The organism is Methylobacterium aquaticum, from assembly GCF_001043915.1.
GTDB classification, from domain to species: Bacteria; Pseudomonadota; Alphaproteobacteria; order Rhizobiales; family Beijerinckiaceae; genus Methylobacterium; species Methylobacterium aquaticum.
Window position 1 is genome coordinate 41,693 of record NZ_LABX01000047.1, and the last position, 16,984, is coordinate 58,676.

Annotated in this window: 15 protein-coding genes; 4 read left to right on the forward strand and 11 right to left on the reverse strand. The window is 71.1% G+C overall.

The features are described from left to right. Positions 1-3: 3 nt before the first annotated feature. From VP06_RS06475 to tnpA, 3 genes are all read right to left on the reverse strand, one after another. Positions 4-1,149, reverse strand: coding sequence for an iron-containing alcohol dehydrogenase (locus tag VP06_RS06475; RefSeq protein WP_048463010.1), 1,146 nt, complete (start codon positions 1,147-1,149; stop codon positions 4-6). 262 nt (positions 1,150-1,411) lie between these two features. Then, positions 1,412-2,101, reverse strand: coding sequence for a hypothetical protein (locus tag VP06_RS06480; RefSeq protein WP_048463011.1), 690 nt, complete (start codon positions 2,099-2,101; stop codon positions 1,412-1,414). A 181-nt stretch (positions 2,102-2,282) separates the two neighbouring features. Continuing rightward, on the reverse strand, positions 2,283-2,714 hold the full coding sequence (gene tnpA / locus VP06_RS06485) for an IS200/IS605 family transposase (protein ID WP_048463012.1): 432 nt from the start codon (positions 2,712-2,714) through the stop codon (positions 2,283-2,285). Positions 2,715-2,750: 36 nt separating this feature from the next. Between tnpA and VP06_RS06490 the strand changes: the two genes are divergently transcribed. Further along, positions 2,751-3,980, forward strand: coding sequence for an RNA-guided endonuclease InsQ/TnpB family protein (locus VP06_RS06490; protein ID WP_048463013.1), 1,230 nt, complete (start codon positions 2,751-2,753; stop codon positions 3,978-3,980). On the opposite strand, the gene VP06_RS06495 is transcribed toward VP06_RS06490, so the two are convergent. From VP06_RS06495 to VP06_RS06515, 5 genes are all read right to left on the reverse strand, one after another. Then, entirely contained in the window at positions 3,960-4,631 is a 672-nt protein-coding gene (locus VP06_RS06495; RefSeq protein ID WP_048463014.1) for a GntR family transcriptional regulator, read from the reverse strand. The two genes, VP06_RS06490 and VP06_RS06495, sit on opposite strands and share 21 nt — an antisense overlap. 234 nt (positions 4,632-4,865) lie before the next feature. Continuing rightward, positions 4,866-5,678 carry an ABC transporter permease gene (locus VP06_RS06500; protein WP_048463015.1) on the reverse strand — a complete coding sequence of 271 codons (813 nt, stop codon included), beginning with the start codon at positions 5,676-5,678 and terminating at the stop codon, positions 4,866-4,868. A gap of 8 nt (positions 5,679-5,686) precedes the next feature. After that, complete coding sequence (locus tag VP06_RS06505; RefSeq protein ID WP_048463016.1) at positions 5,687-6,532, reverse strand: ABC transporter permease; 846 nt, start codon at positions 6,530-6,532, stop codon at positions 5,687-5,689. Positions 6,533-6,543: 11 nt separating this feature from the next. Next, positions 6,544-7,587, reverse strand: a complete 1,044-nt coding sequence (locus tag VP06_RS06510) for an ABC transporter substrate-binding protein (RefSeq protein ID WP_048463017.1) — start codon at positions 7,585-7,587, stop codon at positions 6,544-6,546. A gap of 23 nt (positions 7,588-7,610) precedes the next feature. Beyond that, positions 7,611-8,669: an ABC transporter ATP-binding protein gene (locus VP06_RS06515; RefSeq protein WP_048463026.1), complete on the reverse strand. Its 1,059-nt coding sequence runs from the start codon at positions 8,667-8,669 to the stop codon at positions 7,611-7,613. Between the two features lie 180 nt (positions 8,670-8,849). Between VP06_RS06515 and VP06_RS06520 the strand changes: the two genes are divergently transcribed. Both VP06_RS06520 and VP06_RS06525 read left to right on the forward strand, forming a co-directional pair. Beyond that, a complete protein-coding gene (locus VP06_RS06520) occupies positions 8,850-10,268 on the forward strand; it encodes an amidase (RefSeq protein WP_048463018.1) in 1,419 nt (472 codons plus the stop codon). Then, complete coding sequence (locus VP06_RS06525; protein WP_048463019.1) at positions 10,265-10,618, forward strand: hydroxyisourate hydrolase; 354 nt, start codon at positions 10,265-10,267, stop codon at positions 10,616-10,618. The genes VP06_RS06520 and VP06_RS06525 overlap by 4 nt, the downstream gene beginning before the upstream one ends. Here the strand turns inward: VP06_RS06525 and VP06_RS06530 are convergent. The 3 genes from VP06_RS06530 to VP06_RS06540 form a co-directional block, all read right to left on the reverse strand. Further along, positions 10,581-13,169 carry a sensor domain-containing phosphodiesterase gene (locus VP06_RS06530; RefSeq protein ID WP_053081558.1) on the reverse strand — a complete coding sequence of 863 codons (2,589 nt, stop codon included), beginning with the start codon at positions 13,167-13,169 and terminating at the stop codon, positions 10,581-10,583. The two genes, VP06_RS06525 and VP06_RS06530, sit on opposite strands and share 38 nt — an antisense overlap. Before the next feature lie 296 nt (positions 13,170-13,465). Then, entirely contained in the window at positions 13,466-14,596 is a 1,131-nt protein-coding gene (locus VP06_RS06535; protein ID WP_048463020.1) for an acyl-CoA dehydrogenase family protein, read from the reverse strand. Between the two features lie 38 nt (positions 14,597-14,634). Beyond that, positions 14,635-15,396, reverse strand: a complete 762-nt coding sequence (locus tag VP06_RS06540; RefSeq protein WP_048463021.1) for an SDR family NAD(P)-dependent oxidoreductase — start codon at positions 15,394-15,396, stop codon at positions 14,635-14,637. A gap of 219 nt (positions 15,397-15,615) precedes the next feature. Here VP06_RS06540 and VP06_RS06545 point away from each other — a divergent pair, with 219 nt between their 5' ends. Beyond that, positions 15,616-16,722, forward strand: coding sequence for a CaiB/BaiF CoA transferase family protein (locus VP06_RS06545; protein WP_048463022.1), 1,107 nt, complete (start codon positions 15,616-15,618; stop codon positions 16,720-16,722). Positions 16,723-16,984 lie beyond the last annotated feature (262 nt).

A 16,984-nucleotide genomic window follows, 5' to 3' on the forward strand; every position in this document is an offset into this window, starting at 1 on the left:
GCTCTAAGCGGCTTGCCCGTGCAGCGAGGCCCGGAACAACTCTCGAAAATCCTCCGCCCCGACCGGCCGGCCGTTGGTCGCCGTCGAGTGATCCTCGACCGCGCGGGGGATCAGCGCCTCGCACTCGGCCTCGGTCACCCCCATCGCGGCGAGGTCGGTCGGCAGGCCGAGATCGCGGTTCAGGGCCTCGATCGCGGCGGCGAGGTCGGCGCCCTCGGGGAGGCCCATTGCCTGGCGCAGGGCGCCGTATTTCGCTTCGCAGGCCGGTGCGTTGAAGCGCAGCAGGTGCGGCAGGATCACCGCGTTGAGGGTGCCGTGGTGCAGGCGCTTCGCCTTCAGGCCGCCCAGCGCGTGCGACATCGAGTGGACGGCGCCCAAGCCCTTCTGGAAGGTCATGCCGCCCTCGAGCGCGGCCATCATCATGTCCTCGCGCGCCGCGATGTCGCTCCCGGTCCGGACCGCGCGGAGGAGCGAGCGGGTGGCGCGGGCCAGCCCGTCGAGGGCGATCGCCTCGGCCGGCGGGTTGTGGCGGGGGCTGAGATAGGTCTCGATGCAGTGGGTCAGGGCATCCATGCCGGTGGCGGCGGTGAGGCCCGGCGGCAGGCCCAGGGTCAGTTCGGGGTCGCAGATCGCCACGTTCGGGATCAGGTGGGGCGAGATGAAGCCGAGCTTGCGCCCATCCGCCAGCGTGAGGAGGGCCGCGCGTCCGACCTCGCTGCCGGTGCCGGCGGTGGTCGGTACGGCGATCACCGGGGGCTGGTCGGCGCGGATGCGCGGGATGCCGCCGAGGATGGCGGCGTAGGTCGCCAGCGGCTCCTCGTGGGTGGCGAGCAGGGCCGCGCCCTTGGCGAGGTCCAGCGGCGAGCCGCCGCCGACTGCGATCACCGAATCGCACCCTTCCGTCACAAAGCGGTCGCGGGCCTCCAGCGTCGCCTCCTCGGTCGGGTTCTCGGGCGTGCCGTCGAAGACCGGGGTGGTCGCAGGCAGGCCGGCGGCGTCGAGGACGCGGGCGATCAGCCCGGCCGCCACGACGCCGCGATCGGTGACAACGAGGGGCCGGCGCGCGCCGAGCAGCGCCAGTTCCTCGCCGATCATCCGGACGGCGCCGCGCTCGAACTGGATCCGGGTGAGATAGGTGATGAGGCTCATGAGGGCTGCCTGCTGTGACCGGAGCCCGGTGATCCAGGCGCGCGGGAGCGCCGGCAGCGCCGCGGCGCCCGTCCCGCCTCCTCCCGCACGCCTCTTCCCGGGCGTGCCGGGAAGCCTAAGCAGATTTCGCCGAAGCGGTCACCGGTTCGGCGGCAAAAATCTGCGATCAAACAAGACCCTAAGCGGACGAAGCGGTGGCCGCCGCCGCAAGTCCGCTTCGCACAGGCCCGCGGTCGGACGCACCGCAGGGGCTGCGGAATCGTCAGGTGACCGGCAGCCCAGCGGATGCCAGCAGCGCGTCGGTGCCGAGCCTCGTCGCATCGAGGACCGGCACGCCGTCGAGCACGCCTGGCAGCCGCCAGCCCGGTAGATTCGTGCTCCAGATCAGCACCGCTTCGGTGCCGAGGGCCGCCTGCCGCGCCGCCGCGCCGAGGCTGGAGAGGCTCACCGCGGCGGCGAGGCGGTTCTCGGTGATGCCGAGAGAGACGGTGGCGCCGATCGCGATGCCGGCCTCGGCGAAGCGGGCGCCGACCAGCTCCGCTTCCTCGGGCCCTCCCTGCACCACGAGGCCGAGGCGGCGGTCGCCGCAGCGGCGGATCCGCGCGCGGGCAGCGAGCGCCGTCGTCACCATCGGCAGGCCGGTGCGGCGGGTCACGGTCTCGCACAGGCGCTCGTCGGGCGTGAAGCCCAGGGCGGCGCCGCGGGTGGCGTTCCAGCACAGCGCCGCCACGCCGGCATCCGCCAGCAGGTCGGCGGCGGTGAGGAAGACCGAGTTGTCGTAAGCCTCGCCCGCGAGCATCGCCCCGTAGGGCACCCGCGCGTAGCAGGCGGCGGCCCTCAGGCCGGCGAGCCGCGCTTCCGTCGCCCGCTCCACCACCCGGTTCGAGGAGGGCAGGATCACCCCGAGGGCCGGAATCGCCTCCGCGCTCGCCTCGTCGTGGATCTCGGTCATCGGCACGGTCCTTCGGTCAGGCGGGTCATCATCAAACCCTCCTAGCAGCCTGTCGGATTTAGGCCAAAAATCGCCTGTTAGCGCAATAAATGAATACAGATGACCCACAGAGAAATACTAATTACGCCACTCTCTGAGTTGGAGAATTTTACTACGTTTTGCGTCTAAATCCGACAGGCTGCTAGAAATCCCGGCCTTCAGGCCGGTGAGCCCGCGCATTCTCCTGTTGCTGTCGGACGTATTGGGCGACCACAGAGAGCGGAGCGCCGCCACAGGACGCCACGAAATACGACGGCGACCAGAGAACGCCTTGGTGGTAGCGTCCGGTGATCTCGGGACGCATGTCTCTGAGCTTGCGGCTCGACACGCCTTTGAGGCTGTTGACGAGCGTCGACAGGCTCACCTTCGGCGGGTCGGTCACGAGCAGATGGACGTGATCGTCCTCGCCCGAGCACGCGACAAGCTCGGCCTCGAAGTCGTGGCACACCCTGGCGAAGATCGTTTTCAGATCGCGGATCGCGAGTTCGGAGAGCACGTCGCGACGGAATTTCGTGACGAAGACCAAGTGCGCGTGGAGGGCGTAGACGACGTGTCTGCCCCTGCGGATGTCCACGTTGCGGCTCCTGAGACCAAGCTGTAGGTTCTCGGGATGATCGCCCGCGGCTTCCGCTTCAAGCTGGATCCGACGCCTGAGCAGGATGCGCTTCTGCGGCAGTTCGCGGGCGTGTGCCGCCTCGTCTACAATCTCGGCTTGGAGCAGCGCGCCACGTGGGGGCGAAAGCACAGGATCGGCTACGTCAGCCAAGCCGCCGATCTCACGCGCTTGCGGGCCGAGTTCGACTGGATCAGGGCCGTGTCCGTGTCGTGCCAGCAGCAGGCGCTGCGCGACCTCGACCGGGCCTTCCAGAACTTCTTCGCGGGGCGGGCGAGCTTCCCGCGCCCCCGGAAGCGCGGCGTCAACGACAGCTTCCGCTTCCCCGGCCGGGAGGTCGAAACGAAGCGCCTGAACGCGAAGTGGAGCGCGGTGCGCCTGCCGAAGATCGGCTGGGTCAAGGTCCGCGACACGCGGCCTCTGCGGGGCGCGCTGAAGAACGCCACCGTCAGCCTCGACGCAACCGGTTGGCACATCTCCCTCGCCTGCGAGATCGAGCACGACGCCCCCGCTCCGCGGCCCGAGAGCGTCGGCATCGACCGCGGCGTGGCGACGACCCTTGCTCTCTCGACGGGCGAGATGATGCGCCTGCCAGAGAGCCTGGAGCGGATCGAGGCGCAGACGCGGAAGGCGCAGAAGGTCGTTGCCCGGCGCAAACGTGGATCGAACCGCAGGCGCCGGGCTCAGGCCCGTGTCGCCCGTCTCCAGGCCCGGCAGGCCCGCATCCGGCGCGACTTCCACCACCGTGCCACCCTTGACATTGCCCGCAGGTTCGGTGTCGCCGTCCTCGAAGACCTCAACACCCGCGGCATGAGCGCATCCGCCCGCGGTACGGTCGCCGAGCCCGGCCGCAACGTCCGCCAGAAGGCGGGGCTCAACCGTGTCATTCTCAACGCGGGCTGGCACCTTTTCGCGGCGATCCTGGCCTACAAGATGGAGGAGCGAGGTGGACAGGTCGTCAGTGTGCCTGCCCGGTTCACGAGCCAGACCTGTGCCGCATGTGGTGTCGTTGACGCCCGGAGCCGCGAAAGCCAAGCGCGCTTCGTTTGCGTCAGTTGTGGCCATACTGACCACGCTGACACCAATGCGGCCATCGTCATCAAACGGCGTGCGAACAGCGCGTTGCTGGACGTGGAGGGTTTGCATCAGCAGCCCTTTGAAGCGTCAACTGGACGAGATCTCACAGTCTCCGAAAATCCCCGTCCTTCAGGGCGGGGAAGATGTTAACAGGGACTGGGTGCGGGCGACATGGGCCTGCATCAGGGTCCGGGCCCGCTCCGCCTCCCGCGCCCGCAGCGCTTCCAGAATCGCCCGGTGCTCGGCCAGCGATTCCTCCACCCGGCCCTCCGCCGCGAGGGCGAAGTTGCGGGCCCGCTCCAGGCGGGTGAAGGCCCGGCCATGGGCCTCGGCGATGGCGGGGCTGCGGGCTGCCGTCACGATCAGCCGGTGGGCCTGGCGGTTGAGGCGCGTATAGGCGTCGCGGTCGTCCCGCGCCGCCTCCAGGGCGGCCTGGAGACGGTCGAGCCGGTCGATCTCGGCGGCACTCATCCGCTCGGCGGCGAGCCCGGCGCAAAAACTCTCCAGCGCCACCTCCAGCTCGAACAGCGGCACGAGGTCGGCGGGGTCGAGGCGGGCCACCAGGGCCGCCCGGTTTCGCCGCAGGGTGACCAGCCCCTCGCCGGCAAGCAGCTTCAGCGCCTCGCGCACCGGCGTGCGGGAGACGCCGAGGCGGGCGACGAGATCGGGCTCGTTCAGGACCTCGCCGGGAGGGAGCAGGTTGAGCAGGATCAGCCGGCGCAGGGCGGCGGCGGCCTGCTCGGCGAGGGAGGCGGGGGGACGAGTTGGGGCGTCGGAGGAGGCCGTGGGGGAGTCTGGCAAGGGGGGCCTCGGTCATCGCTACGCTTTTGGAAGAACGCCCACCGACGGGCGCCGCGCCGTCTCGTCATGCTGCGCCGGTTCCCTCTTGCCGAGACGATCGGCCCCGCCTCATACCATCGGCCCAAGATGCTGACGCATCGGGCCGATGAACCATCTCAAATTTTCGATGCCAAGCCAGAGGCTTGGCGAAAATTCGCGAACGGAACCAAAGGTCGTTTCCAACGACCGTTGGTATCACACCAGCCGCCGCGACAGCCCGGTCAGCCGTTCCATCACGGCGATCCCCCCGATCGTCGCGACGATCAGGATCCCGGACAGCGCCGCGATGGTGACGTCGAGGCGCCCTTCCAGGTCCTGCCACATCCGGATCGGCAGCATGTCGGTGGCGGCGTCGCGCAGGAACAGCGAGACCGGGATGTTGTCGAACGAGGCCATGAAGGCCAGGAAGCCGCCCGACAGGATGCCGGGCCGGATCAGCGGCAGGGTGATGCGGCGGAAGGTATAGAGCCGCGAGGCGCCGAGGCTCGCCGAGCCTTCGAGCAGGGCGGGCTGGAGCTGGGTCAGGGCCGCCACGGTGTTGCGCACCACGTAAGGAACGCAGACCACCGTGTGGCCGACAACCAGGGTGGCGACCGAGACTGGCCAGCCCAGCAGCGAGAAGAACATCAGGCTCGACAGCCCGAAGGCGAGGGCCGGCAGGATCAAGGGCGAGAGGAAGAGGCTGTCGAGGAGACGCGCCGACAGGCGGGGCGAGCGCGCCACCGCCAACGCCGCCAGCACCCCGAGCCCGATGGCGAGCGCGGTCGCCAGCACGGCGACCGTGAGGCTGTTCTTGAGCGCGTAGTGGAGCTGCCACGCCTCCATCAGCTCGCCGTACCAGCGCAACGAGTAGCCGGGCGGCGGGAAGCGTAAGGACAGCCCGTCGGTGAACGAGACCACCAGCACGATCACGGTGGGCGCGAGCAGCAGCACCAGGGCGAGAGCCGCCAGGAGGTGCAGGAGGCCCTCGAACGAGAGCCGGTCGAGGGGGAAGGGGGAGCGGGACATCGGTCCTCTCATGTCTGCGCGTAGCCGCGGGCGAGGCGGCCGAGCGCATTGAAGGCCAGCACCACGGCGAGCACCGCGACGAGGAAGATCACCGACATCGCCGCCGCGAACGGCCAGTTCTGCAAGGCGATGGCCTGCTGGTAGATGTAGCCGGGCATGAACAGCATCTGCCCGCCGCCGATCAGCGACTGGGTGATGAAGCCCGAGATCGCCGCCGCGAAGGTGAGCACCGCGCCGGCGATCAGGCCCGGCAGGCAGAGCGGCAGGGTCACCCGAAAGAAGGTGCGCCAGCGCCCCGCCCCCAGCGCCTCGGAGGCGTCCCACAGGCTCGGATCGATCCGCGACAGGGCCGTCATCAGCGGCAGCACCATCAGGGGCATCTGCACCTGGGCGAGCGCCGCGACGAGCCCGCCCTCGGCGTAGAGCATCCGCAACGGGGTCCCGATCAGCCCCAGGGAGGAGAGCAGGGAGTTGATCACCCCCTGCCGCCCCAGGATCACGATCCACGCGAAGGTGCGGATGACGACGCTGGTGAGGAGCGGCGTCAGCACCGCCAGGATGATGAGGCCCCGTACCCAGCCCCCGGCCCGGGTCGCGACGAGCGCGAGCGGCAGGCCGAGGACGAGGCAGGCGGCGGTGACCTTGAGCCCGAGCCAGAGCGTGCCGAGGAGCACGCCGAGGCTGAAGCCGTCGCTCAGGAACGCCGCGTATTGCGACAGGCCGAATCCCCCCTCCGCCCCCCGGAGCGACAGGGCCAGCAGCGCGACGAGGGGCGCGGCGAAGAAGGCCCCGAAGAACAGAGCGAGCGGGCTCGCCAGCCGCAAAGGGTAGGTGGTGACGTCCGGCAGAGCCATCGCACCGCTCCTTACAGCTTGATCTCGCGGTTGAACCGCTCGATCCAGGCCGGGCGCTGCGCGTTGATGGTCGTCCAGTCCTGGAACACGAACTTCTTCTTCAGATCGTCGGTGTCCTTGGCGAGCACCCGGGCGATCTCGCCGGTCATCTTGACCTTGATATTGGTCGGCACGACGAGGTAGGGCGCCTGCATCAGCCGGGTCTGGACCGGCTCGGAGATCGCCGCCTCGATCAGCTTGAAGGCGAGCTCGCGGTTCGGCGAGTTCTTCACGATCTGGATCAGCGTCTTGAAGGCGATGGCGCCTTCCTTGGGCGCCACGAACTCCACCGGCACGCCCTTGGCCTTCAGGATCTGGATCGCGTTGAAGTTGCCGGGCGAGATGTCGACCTGGCCTTGCTGGAACAGGGTGGCGAGCGCCCCGGGATTGGCCGCCACCGCCGAGAGGTTGGGCTTGAGCGACTCCATCGCCTTGAAGGCGGGGTCGATGTTCGATTCCGAGCCGCCATGCATCTTGGCGATCTCGACCATGAAGCCGGTGCCGAGCGTCGAGTTCATGGTGGTGATGCCGACCCGGCCCTTGTATTCGGGCCGCCACAGGTCGGCCCAGGAGGTCGGCGGGGTCTTCACCGTGTCGGGGTTGTAGGTCAGGCCGACGACCTGGAAGAAGGCGGCGGGTCCGTGCGGGTCCTGCGCGTCGGGGATCAGGTCCTTGAAGGCGGCGCTGCGCGCGACCGGATAGGGCTCGACGAGATCCTGGGCGAGCGCCGTCAGGGCCGGGCCGGGATCGTGCAGCATCACGTCGATCGGCGGGTTGGCCTTGGCGGCCGAGATCTTGGCGATCTGGTCGACCGACAGCATCGGGTCGAGGACGATCGGGGCGTTGCCGGTCTCCTTGCGGAAGGCCGGCACCAGAACGGCCTTGTGCGCCTCCTCCCAGCTGCCCGTGAAGGTGGCGAAGACGAGGGGCCGCGCCTGCGCGAAGGACAGGCCGGGGAACAGCTCCATCGCGCCGAGCGACAGGGCGGTGGTCAGAAGGGTGCGGCGGTCGAGCATCGAACAAAGCTCCTTCGAAGGGGTCAGGCGGCGGCCGGGAAGGCGGAGGCGAGGCCGGGGGCGACGGCGATGCGGACGGGCGTGCCGGGCGGGCGCAAGGAGCCGCCGCCGAGGCGCGGCTCGGCGATCTTGAGCGGCCGGCCGGCCCCGACCCGGACCTCGTGGACGACGGTGGGGCCGAGCGGCAGCGCCATCTCGACGATGCCGGCGATGCCCTCCTGCCCCTCGGTGAGGCGCAGGTGCTCGGGCCTCAGGCAGAGGGTGACCCGCGCCCCCGGGGCGATCGGCCGGGCGAGGGGACGGGCCACCACCTCGCCGCCGGCATCGAGGGCGATGCGCGGCCCGTCCCCGTCCTGGCCGAGCAGCACCCCCGGCACCGCATTGGCCGAGCCGACGAAGGTGTTGACGAACAGCGATTCCGGCGCGTCGTAGACGGTGGTCGGCGCGGCGAACTGCTCCAGATGCCCGTTCGACAGCACCGCCACCCGGTCGGAGAGCGACAAAGCCTCCTCCTGGTCGTGGGTGACGAGGAGGGTGGTCACCCCGGCGACGCGCTGGAGCCGCTTCACCTCGATCTGCATGTCGAGGCGCAGGTTCTTGTCGAGGGCCGCGAACGGCTCGTCGAGGAGCAGCACCGCGGGGCGGATGGCGAGCGCCCGGGCCAAAGCCACCCGCTGCTGCTGCCCGCCGGAGAGCTGGCGCGGGTAGCGCGCACCGGCATGGCCGAGCTGCACCAGATCGAGGAGGCGACGCGCCTCCGCCGCCTGCTCGGTCCGGGGCGCTCCCCGGGCCGCGAGGCCGTAGGCGACGTTCTCCGCCACCGTCAGGTGCGGGAACAGGGCGTAGTTCTGAAACACGATGCCGACGGCCCGCCGGCTCGGCGGCAGGGCGTCGATGATCTGATCCCCGACGATCACCCGCCCCTCGCTCTGGCGCAGGAAGCCGGCGACGATGCGCAGCAAGGTGGTCTTGCCGCAGCCCGACGGCCCGAGCAGCGAGACCAGCTCGCCGCCCTTGATGTCGAGGTTGACGTTCTCAACGGCGATCGCGCCGCCATACCGGTGGGTGATGCCGTCGAGCACGACGGACCGGCCTTCCGCCTGGGTCCGACCGTGGCTCTGACCTTGCGCCTGGTTGCGGGCTCCGGATGGTGTCACGGTGGCGGTTCCTGCGGCATCGATCTTGCTGCACGGCATCGCAAATCGTATGCCATTTTCAGGAAATCCCATGTCAGACCATCACTTGAGCGTCGGAGATCCGGCATGAGCACGGCGCTGTGGCGGCTCTCCGCGACCGATCTCGGGCGGCTCTTCGCCGCCGGCCGCGCCTCGCCGGTCGATGCCCTGGAGGCGGCGCAGGCGCGGGCCGCGGCCTGGGAGCCGCATCTCAACGCCATCGCGCGGGAGAATCCGCGGGCACGGGCGGAGGCCGAGGCGAGCGCCGCCCGCTGGCGCGCCGGCCAGCCGCTCTCGGCCCTCGACGGCGTGCCGATGACCGTGAAGGAGTTCCTGGTCACCGAGGGATTGCCCTCGACCTATGCCGAGCCGGGCGAGGCCGCGGCCTCTCGCCACGACGAGCTGCCCGTCGCGCGGGCCCGCCGCGCCGGGCTCGTGCTGCTCGCCAAGACCACGATGCCGGAATTCGCGGTGCAAGGTTATACGGCATCTGCCCGTTTCGGCGTCACCCGCAACCCCTGGAACGTGGCGCTGACCCCCGGCGGCTCGACCGGCGGCGGCGCCGCCGCGACGGCCGCCGGCTATGCGCCGATCGCCCTCGGCACCGATGGCGGCGGCTCCTTGCGCCGGCCCGCGGCCCATACCGGCCTCGTCGGGCTGAAGAGCAGCCTCGGCCGGGTGCCGCGCCACGGCGGCCTGCCCTCGCCGCTCCTCGATTTCGAGGTGGCGGGCGCGCTCACCCGCACCGTCGCCGACAGCCGCGCGATGCTCGCCCTGATGCAGGGGGCCGATCCGCGGGTGCTGTGGTCGGGTCTCGTGCCGGGCCCGCGGCCCGAGCGGCCCGTGCGCGCCCGCTACGTCGAGCGCATCGGCGTTGCGCCGCTCGATCCGGTCATCGCGGCCTCCTGCCGGCGGGCGCTCGCCGATCTCGATGCGCTCGGCGTCGCAGTCGAGGAGGGGCCGTTGCCCTTCGAGATCGCCGGGCTCAACGCGCTCTGGCCCGAGATCGGCAAGATCGGCCTCGCCCGCCTGTTCGAGGTCGATCCGGCCCTGGCCGCGCGGGCGAGCGCGCCGTACCGGGCGATGGCGGAGGAGGGGGGGCGGGCCCCCGCGACCCGGCTCGCCGCCATTCTCGAGCGGGTGCAGGCCCTGCGCAACGACGCGAACGCCGCCTTCGCGGAGCTTGATTTCCTGGTGATGCCGTCGGCCGCGGCGATGCCCTGGGCGGCGGAGGCGGTCCACCCGGAGGTGATCGACGGGCAGCCGGTCGGCCCCCGCGGCCATGCGGTCTATTCGGGCTGGGTCAACGCCGCGGCCCTGCCGGGTCTGAGCCTGCCGGTCGATCCGGCGCCGGACGGGATGCCGATCGGCCTCCATCTCGTGGCGGGGTTCGGCCGCGACGACCTGCTCCTCGACCTTGCCGAGGCGTTCGAGCGCCGCCGTCCCTTCGCGGATCGCTGGCCCGCCCTGCCCGGACCCGCCGGGCCCTCGGAGGCGGCCCAATGAGCGCCGGCGGCATCTCGGTCCACGCCGTCGACGTGGCGGAGGGCCGCCCGGCCCTCGGCCTCCGGGTCACCCTCGCGATTCTCGACGACGCCGGGCCGCGCCCGGTCGCCGACGGGGTGATCGGCCCGGACGGCACCTTCGACCACCCGGTGGTACGCGGCGTCGGGATCGGGCCCGGCATCTACGAAGCCGTGTTCCACCTCGGCGACTACTTCATCGCGCGAGGGCAGCCGGGTCCGCACTTCCTCGACCGGGTGCCGTTCCGCTTCACCCTCGTGGATGCAGCCGAGCACCATCACCTGCCGCTGAAGTTCACGCGCTTCGGCTACGCCGTATTCCGCGGCGTGTGACCGGGCCGGCGAGGACCGGTGCGAGATCGCCGAACGGCACCGGCCGGCCGAGCCAGAACCCCTGCGCCGCGGTGCAGCCCGCCGCCCGGACGGCGGCGAGCTGCGCCGGGGTTTCGACGCCCTTGGCGATGACGTCCCGGCCGAGCGCCCGCCCGAGCCCGACGATCGCCCGCAGGAGGTCGGCCTGCTCCGGGCAGGCCGAGAGCGCCGGATCGAGCTTGATCCGCCCGAAGGGCAGGCGCCTGAGGGCACCGAGGGAGGAGGCACCGGCGCCGAAATCGTCGAGGGCGAGCCCGATGCCGAGATCCGCGAGGTCCGCGAGCCGCCCGGTCTCCTCCGGGATCGCCCCCTCGGCGATGTCGAGTTCCAGGCTTTCGGGTAGCGTTCCGGTGGCCGCCAGGGCGGCGCGGAGAGCGGAGGCGAGGCCGTCCTGCCGCAGCGCCGCGCTCGCGACGTTCACCACCATCCGCATCCCCGGAGGCAGCGTTCGCGCGTCGCGCAGGGCCCTGTTCAGCACCCACTCGCCGAGCGGCACGATCACGCCGGTCTCCTCCGCGAGGCTCAAGAACGCGGCGGGCCCGAGCGGGCCGCGGTCCGGATGGTTCCAGCGCAGCAGCGCCTCCACCGCCGCGACCCGGCCCCCTGCCAGATCGACGACCGGCTGGTAATGCAGGGTGAACTCGCCGCGCCGGAGCGCGAGACGCAGGTCGATCTCGCGGCGATGGCGGTCCTGCGCAGCCTGGTCCATGGCGGCGGCGAAGAGCCGGTGGGTGTTGCGTCCCTCCGATTTCGCCCGGTAGAGCGCGAGGTCGGCCCGTTTGAGCAGGAGGTCGCTGTCGCTCCCATGCTCCGGCGCGACGGCGATGCCGATGCTGACGCCGACCGTCGCCCGCGGCCCGCCGAGATCCACCGGCTCGCGCAGGGAGGAGATGAGGCGCTCCGCCGTGGCGGCGGCGCTCGCCGCATCGGCCTCGCCGCCGAGCAGGACGGCGAACTCGTCGCCTCCTAAGCGCGCCGGCAGGTCCTCTTGCCGCAGGGCGGCACGAATCCGCTCCGCCACCGCGCGCAGGAGGGCGTCGCCCGCCGCATGGCCGAAGGTGTCGTTGACCGCCTTGAACGCATCGAGGTCGAGGTACAGCACGCCGCAGGTCCCGCCATGGCGCCGCACGACGGAGAGGCGCCGGTCGAGGCTGTCGCGGAACAGGGCCCGGTTCGGCAGCCCGGTCAGGCCGTCATGCCGGGCCATGTGGGCGACCTGCGCGTCCGCGGCCTTGCGGGCGGTGATGTCGGTGTAGGTGCGGACCGCCCCGCCGGTGGGCAGCGACACCGTGCGGATCTCCAGCACCGTGCCGTTCGGCCGCTCGCGCTCGTAGGTATGGGGGTGGCCGGCGAGCGGCTCGTGGGCGACCTGCTGGCGCAAGGCGTCGTCGCAGCGCGCGAAATCGCCCCGCGCGATTTGATGGCGCCGCACGTCGTCGAAGGTCGGGCCCGAGCGCATCAGGTCCGGCGGCAGGTCGAGGAGCGCGATGGCGCGCTCGTTGCAGACCCGCACGATCCCGGCCTCGTCGATCATCATCAGGCCCTGGTCCATGTGCTCCAGGGTCGCGTCGAGCAGGGCGGTGCTGGCGCGCAGCTCCGTCTCGGCCCGGTCGATCTCGGTCACGTCCTGGACGCTGCCGAACAGGGCCGCGACCGCGCCCGCCGCGTCCAGCTCGCAGATGCCGTGCGAGACGACGACCCGGATGTCGCCATCCGCCCGCACGATCCGGGCCCTGAAGGAGAAGCCCTCCCGACGCTCCCGCGCCTCGGCGACGAGGGCCAGGATCCGCGGGCGATCCTCCGGGTGATAATAGGCGAGGGATTCATCGAGGGTGGCCGCCGGATCGCCCGGCGCCCGCCCGTGCAGGCGGCAGACCTCGTCCGACCAGGTTACCGCGCCGGAGATGAGATCGGCCCGCCAATGGCCGATCCGGGCCATCCGCTCGGCGAGCCGCAGGTTGCGGTTGGCCTGGGCCAGGGCCTCCTCGCTCGCCCGCCGGCGCCGGGCCTCGGTCTCGCTGGCGATGCGGGCCTCGGAGTGCCGCAGCTGCGCCACCACGATGGCCGCCAAATCCGCGAGCTGCGCGGTCTCGGCCTCCGAGAGCCGCCGCGGGACGGTGTCGCCGAGGCACAGGGTGCCGAGGGCCAGGCCGGGCCGGAGCACCAGCGGCACGCCGGCATAGAACCGCACCCCCGAAGGGCCCGTCACGAGGGCGATGTCACGGAATCGCGGATCGTCCGCCGCGTCCTCGACCATCAGGAGCGCGTCGCTCAAGATGGCACGGTGGCAGAAGGCGGCATCCCGGGCGGTGGGGCCGAAGGTGATGCCGGAGGACGCCTTGCACCACAGCCTTTCGGCATCGACCAGCGAGATCCACGCATAGGGAACCCGGAACAGCGTGCGGGCAAGCCGGCAGACCGCGTCGAAATGGGCCTCCGGGGCCGTGTCGAGGAGGCCGAGGGCGTGCAGGGCGGAGAGGCGTTCGGCCTCCCGGTCGGGACGAGGGTGCATCGCGACGCTCCTTGCCGGCGGGTCGGCGCGGGAACGCCAAGCGGTTATTGACACGACGCTAGAAACGTTAAGCAGTCGTTGAAACGCGGCTGCCGCCCCCTGTCCCGGTGAACAAGTCAACAGAGGGCGATCGTCGTGTGTTGCAATGCAATGACGTGACGATACAGGGCACTCTTTTTTCCGGCGCAATGAGCTCCGGTTGAACGGGCAAGGACTATGGTCTTCCAATGCGCCGCCGTCGTTCTACGAGGAGCGGTCGCCATGCCCCGCCACGTCGAACCGGATCGCCGCCGCCGTCACGCCGTGAGCGCCCGGCTGATCACGATGCGCTGGACGTCGCTGGTGCCCTCGTAGATCTGGCACACCCGCACGTCGCGGTAGATTTGCTCGACCGGGTAATCGGCGAGATAGCCATAGCCGCCATGGATCTGGATCGCGTCGGAGCAGACGCCCTCCGCCATCTCGGAGGCGAAGAGCTTGGCCATCGCCGCCTCCTTGAGACAGGGCTGCCCGGCATCCCGCAGGCGTGCGGCGTTCAGCACCAGGAGGCGCGCGGCCTCGATCCGCGTCGCCATGTCGGCGAGCCGGAAGGCGACCGCCTGGTGCCGGTCGATCGTCTGCCCGAAGGTCTCGCGCTCGCCCGCGTAAGCCAGGGCCGCCTCAAAGGCCGCGCGGGCCATCCCGACCGCCTGGGCGGCGATGCCGATGCGGCCGCCCTCGAGGTTCGAGAGCGCGATCCTCAACCCCTCGCCCTCCTGGCCGAGCATCAGGTCGGGAGTGAGTTCCATCTCCTCGAACACGATCTGCGCCGTGTCCGAGCAGCGCTGCCCGAGCTTGTGCTCGATGCGCGCCACCGTGTAGCCCGGGGTCTTGGTCGGCACGATGAAGGCCGAGATGCCGCGCTTGCCCGCATCCGGATCCGTCACCGCGAACACGATGGCGAGGTCGGCATTCGCCCCCGAGGTGATGAACTGCTTGGTGCCCGAGAGCACCCAGCCATTGCCGGAGCGCCGCGCCCGGGTCTTGAGGGCGGCGGCGTCCGAGCCGGCGCCGGGCTCGGTCAGGCAGAAGGCGCCGAGCTGCTCGCCGCGGGCCAGCGGCCCCAGGAAGCGCGCCTTCTGCTCGTCGCTGCCGAACTTCAGGATCGGCATGCAGCCGACCGAGTTGTGGACGCTCATCACCGTCGAGACCGCGCCGTCGCCGGCCGCCACCTCCTCGATGGCGAGCGCGTAGGCGACGTGGTCGGCGGCGGCCCCGCCATGGTCCTCCGGCACCAGCATGCCCATGAAGCCGAGCGCACCCATCTCGGCGATCGCCTCGCGGGGAAAGCGCGCCTCCCGGTCCCACTCGGCCGAGAACGGCTTCAAGCGCTCCTGCGCGAAGCTGCGCGCGGTGTCGCGGATCAGGATCTGGTCGTCGGTCAGCATCGCGCGGGTCCCCTCATTGCGCCCTCCACCGTGGCCCGTCACTTCGGCTGCATGCGCAGGGCACCGTCGAGGCGGATGACCTCGCCGTTGAGCATCGGGTTGTCGATGATCGCCATCGCAAGCCTGGCGTATTCCTCCGGCTTGCCCAGCCGCGAGGGGAACGGCACGGCGGCGCCGAGCGAATCCTGCACCTCCGGCGGCAGGCCGCGCAGCATCGGCGTCTCGAAGATGCCGGGCGCGATGGCGCAGACCCGGATCCCGGACGGCGCGAATTCCCGCGCCGCCGGCAGGGTCAGGCCGACGATGCCGGCCTTCGACGAGGCGTAGGCCGCCTGTCCCACCTGGCCCTCATAGGCCGCGACCGAGGCGGTCGAGATGATGACCCCCCGCTCGCCCCCCTCCAGCGGATCGAGCGCCAGCGCACCCGCCGCCACCAGGCGCATCAGGTTGAAGCTGCCGATCAGGTTGACCTGGATCACCTTGGCGTAGGCCGCGAGGTCGAGCGGGCCGTTGCGGCCGACGATCCGGCCGGCGGTCGCGACGCCGGCGCAATTGACCAGGATGCGGGCGGGCCCATGCGCCTCTGCCGCCCGGGCGACCGCCGCCTCGGCGCTGGCCGCGTCACCGACGTCGCAGGCGAGGGCGAGGCCACCGATCTCACCGGCGACCTCGACGGCGGCGCCCTCGTTGAGATCGAGGAGCGCGACCTGCGCGCCCGCCGCCGCCAGCGCCCGGCCGGTCGCCGCGCCCAGGCCCGATCCGCCGCCCGTCACGATGGCCGCTACGCCGTTGACCTTCATGCGATTCCTCCCCGATCCTCGCCCCCACTCGACCGGTGGGTGGCGGACCTTCCCGCATCCGCCGATCCCGTCCCCCCCTGACGAGGGGCGAGCCGGTCTGCTAGGCGGAAAGGCGCCCAGAGGCCCATCGCTATGGATCGGGCCGGGCATCGTCAAGGCGGCGCTGCCTTAAGCAATAACAGCCATCGGATCACCGGGGCGGAAGGGGGAGGACGAGGCATGAACCCAGCCGGGCAGGGCGGGCCGCTCGCGGGCCTGCGCATCGTCGAATTCGCCGGGATCGGCCCCGGCCCCTTCGCCGCCATGCTGCTCGCCGACATGGGCGCCGAACTGGTCCGGCTCGACCGGCCCGGCGGCAGCGATCCCTACTCGAAGAATGTCGTGTCGCGCGGACGGCCGACCGTGACGGTCGACCTGAAGGACCCGGCCGACCTCGCCGGCACCCTCGCGCTCCTGGAGACAGCCGATGCCCTGATCGAGGGGTTCCGGCCGGGCGTGATGGAGCGGCTCGGCCTCGGGCCGGACGCGGTGCTCGCCCGCAATCCGCGCCTCGTCTACGGCCGCATGACCGGCTGGGGCCAGGACGGCCCGCTGGCCGGGGCCGCCGGGCACGACATCACCTATCTGGCAATCACCGGCGCGCTCGCGGCGATCGGACCGGCGGAGCGCCCTGTCCCGCCCCTCAACCTCGTGGGCGATTACGGCGGCGGCTCGCTCTATCTGGTGGCGGGCATCCTCGCCGGTCTGCTCTCCGCCGGCCGCACCGGGCACGGCCAGGTCGTCGATGCGGCGATCTGCGACGGCGCCGCCTCCCTGATGGCGATGTTCTCGGAGCTGGCCTCGCAAGGGCGCTGGAGCGACCGGCGCGAGGCGAACCTGCTCGATGGCGGCGCACCCTGGTACCGGACCTATGCCTGCCGCGATGGCAAGCACATCGCCCTCGGACCGCTCGAACCGCACTTCTACGCGCTCTTCCGCCGCCTCACTGGCCTCGACGCCGACCCGGATTTCGACCGCCGCGACGATCCGGACGCTTGGCCCTTGCTGCGGCGCAAGCTGGACGCCCTGTTCGCCCAGAGGACGCGAGACGAGTGGTGTCGCCTCCTCGAAGGGACAGATGCCTGCGTGGCGCCCGTCCTCATCCTCACCGAGGCAGCCGACCATCCGCACCTCGTGGCGCGGCAGACCTTCGTCACGGTCGACGATACGGTCCAGCCCGCCCCGGCGCCCCGGTTCTCCCGCACGCCCTCGGCGATTCGGCCTCCATCTGGACCGCTCACCCTCTCCGAAGCGGTCGCCCGCTGGAGAGGGGAGGGGCATTTTTAAAAGCTGAGCCGGAAAAACGAGTGTTGACGATCCCGGAAACCGGGCCTATACGACCACCCATCGGCGCCGGCCGCTCCCGCGGACCGGCCGCTGAAACGTCTTCTGGACAGTCTGGGCTGGCAAGCCTGACCTTGGTCAGGCGCCGGTCCTGTTGTTGCCGATGATGCCCGGTTTCGGCCGGATCGCTCTTTGACAAGTTCATACGAGAAAGAGAAGCGTGGACGGCGTCGTCCCTGCGGATCGGTTTCTTCGGAGCCGGTCA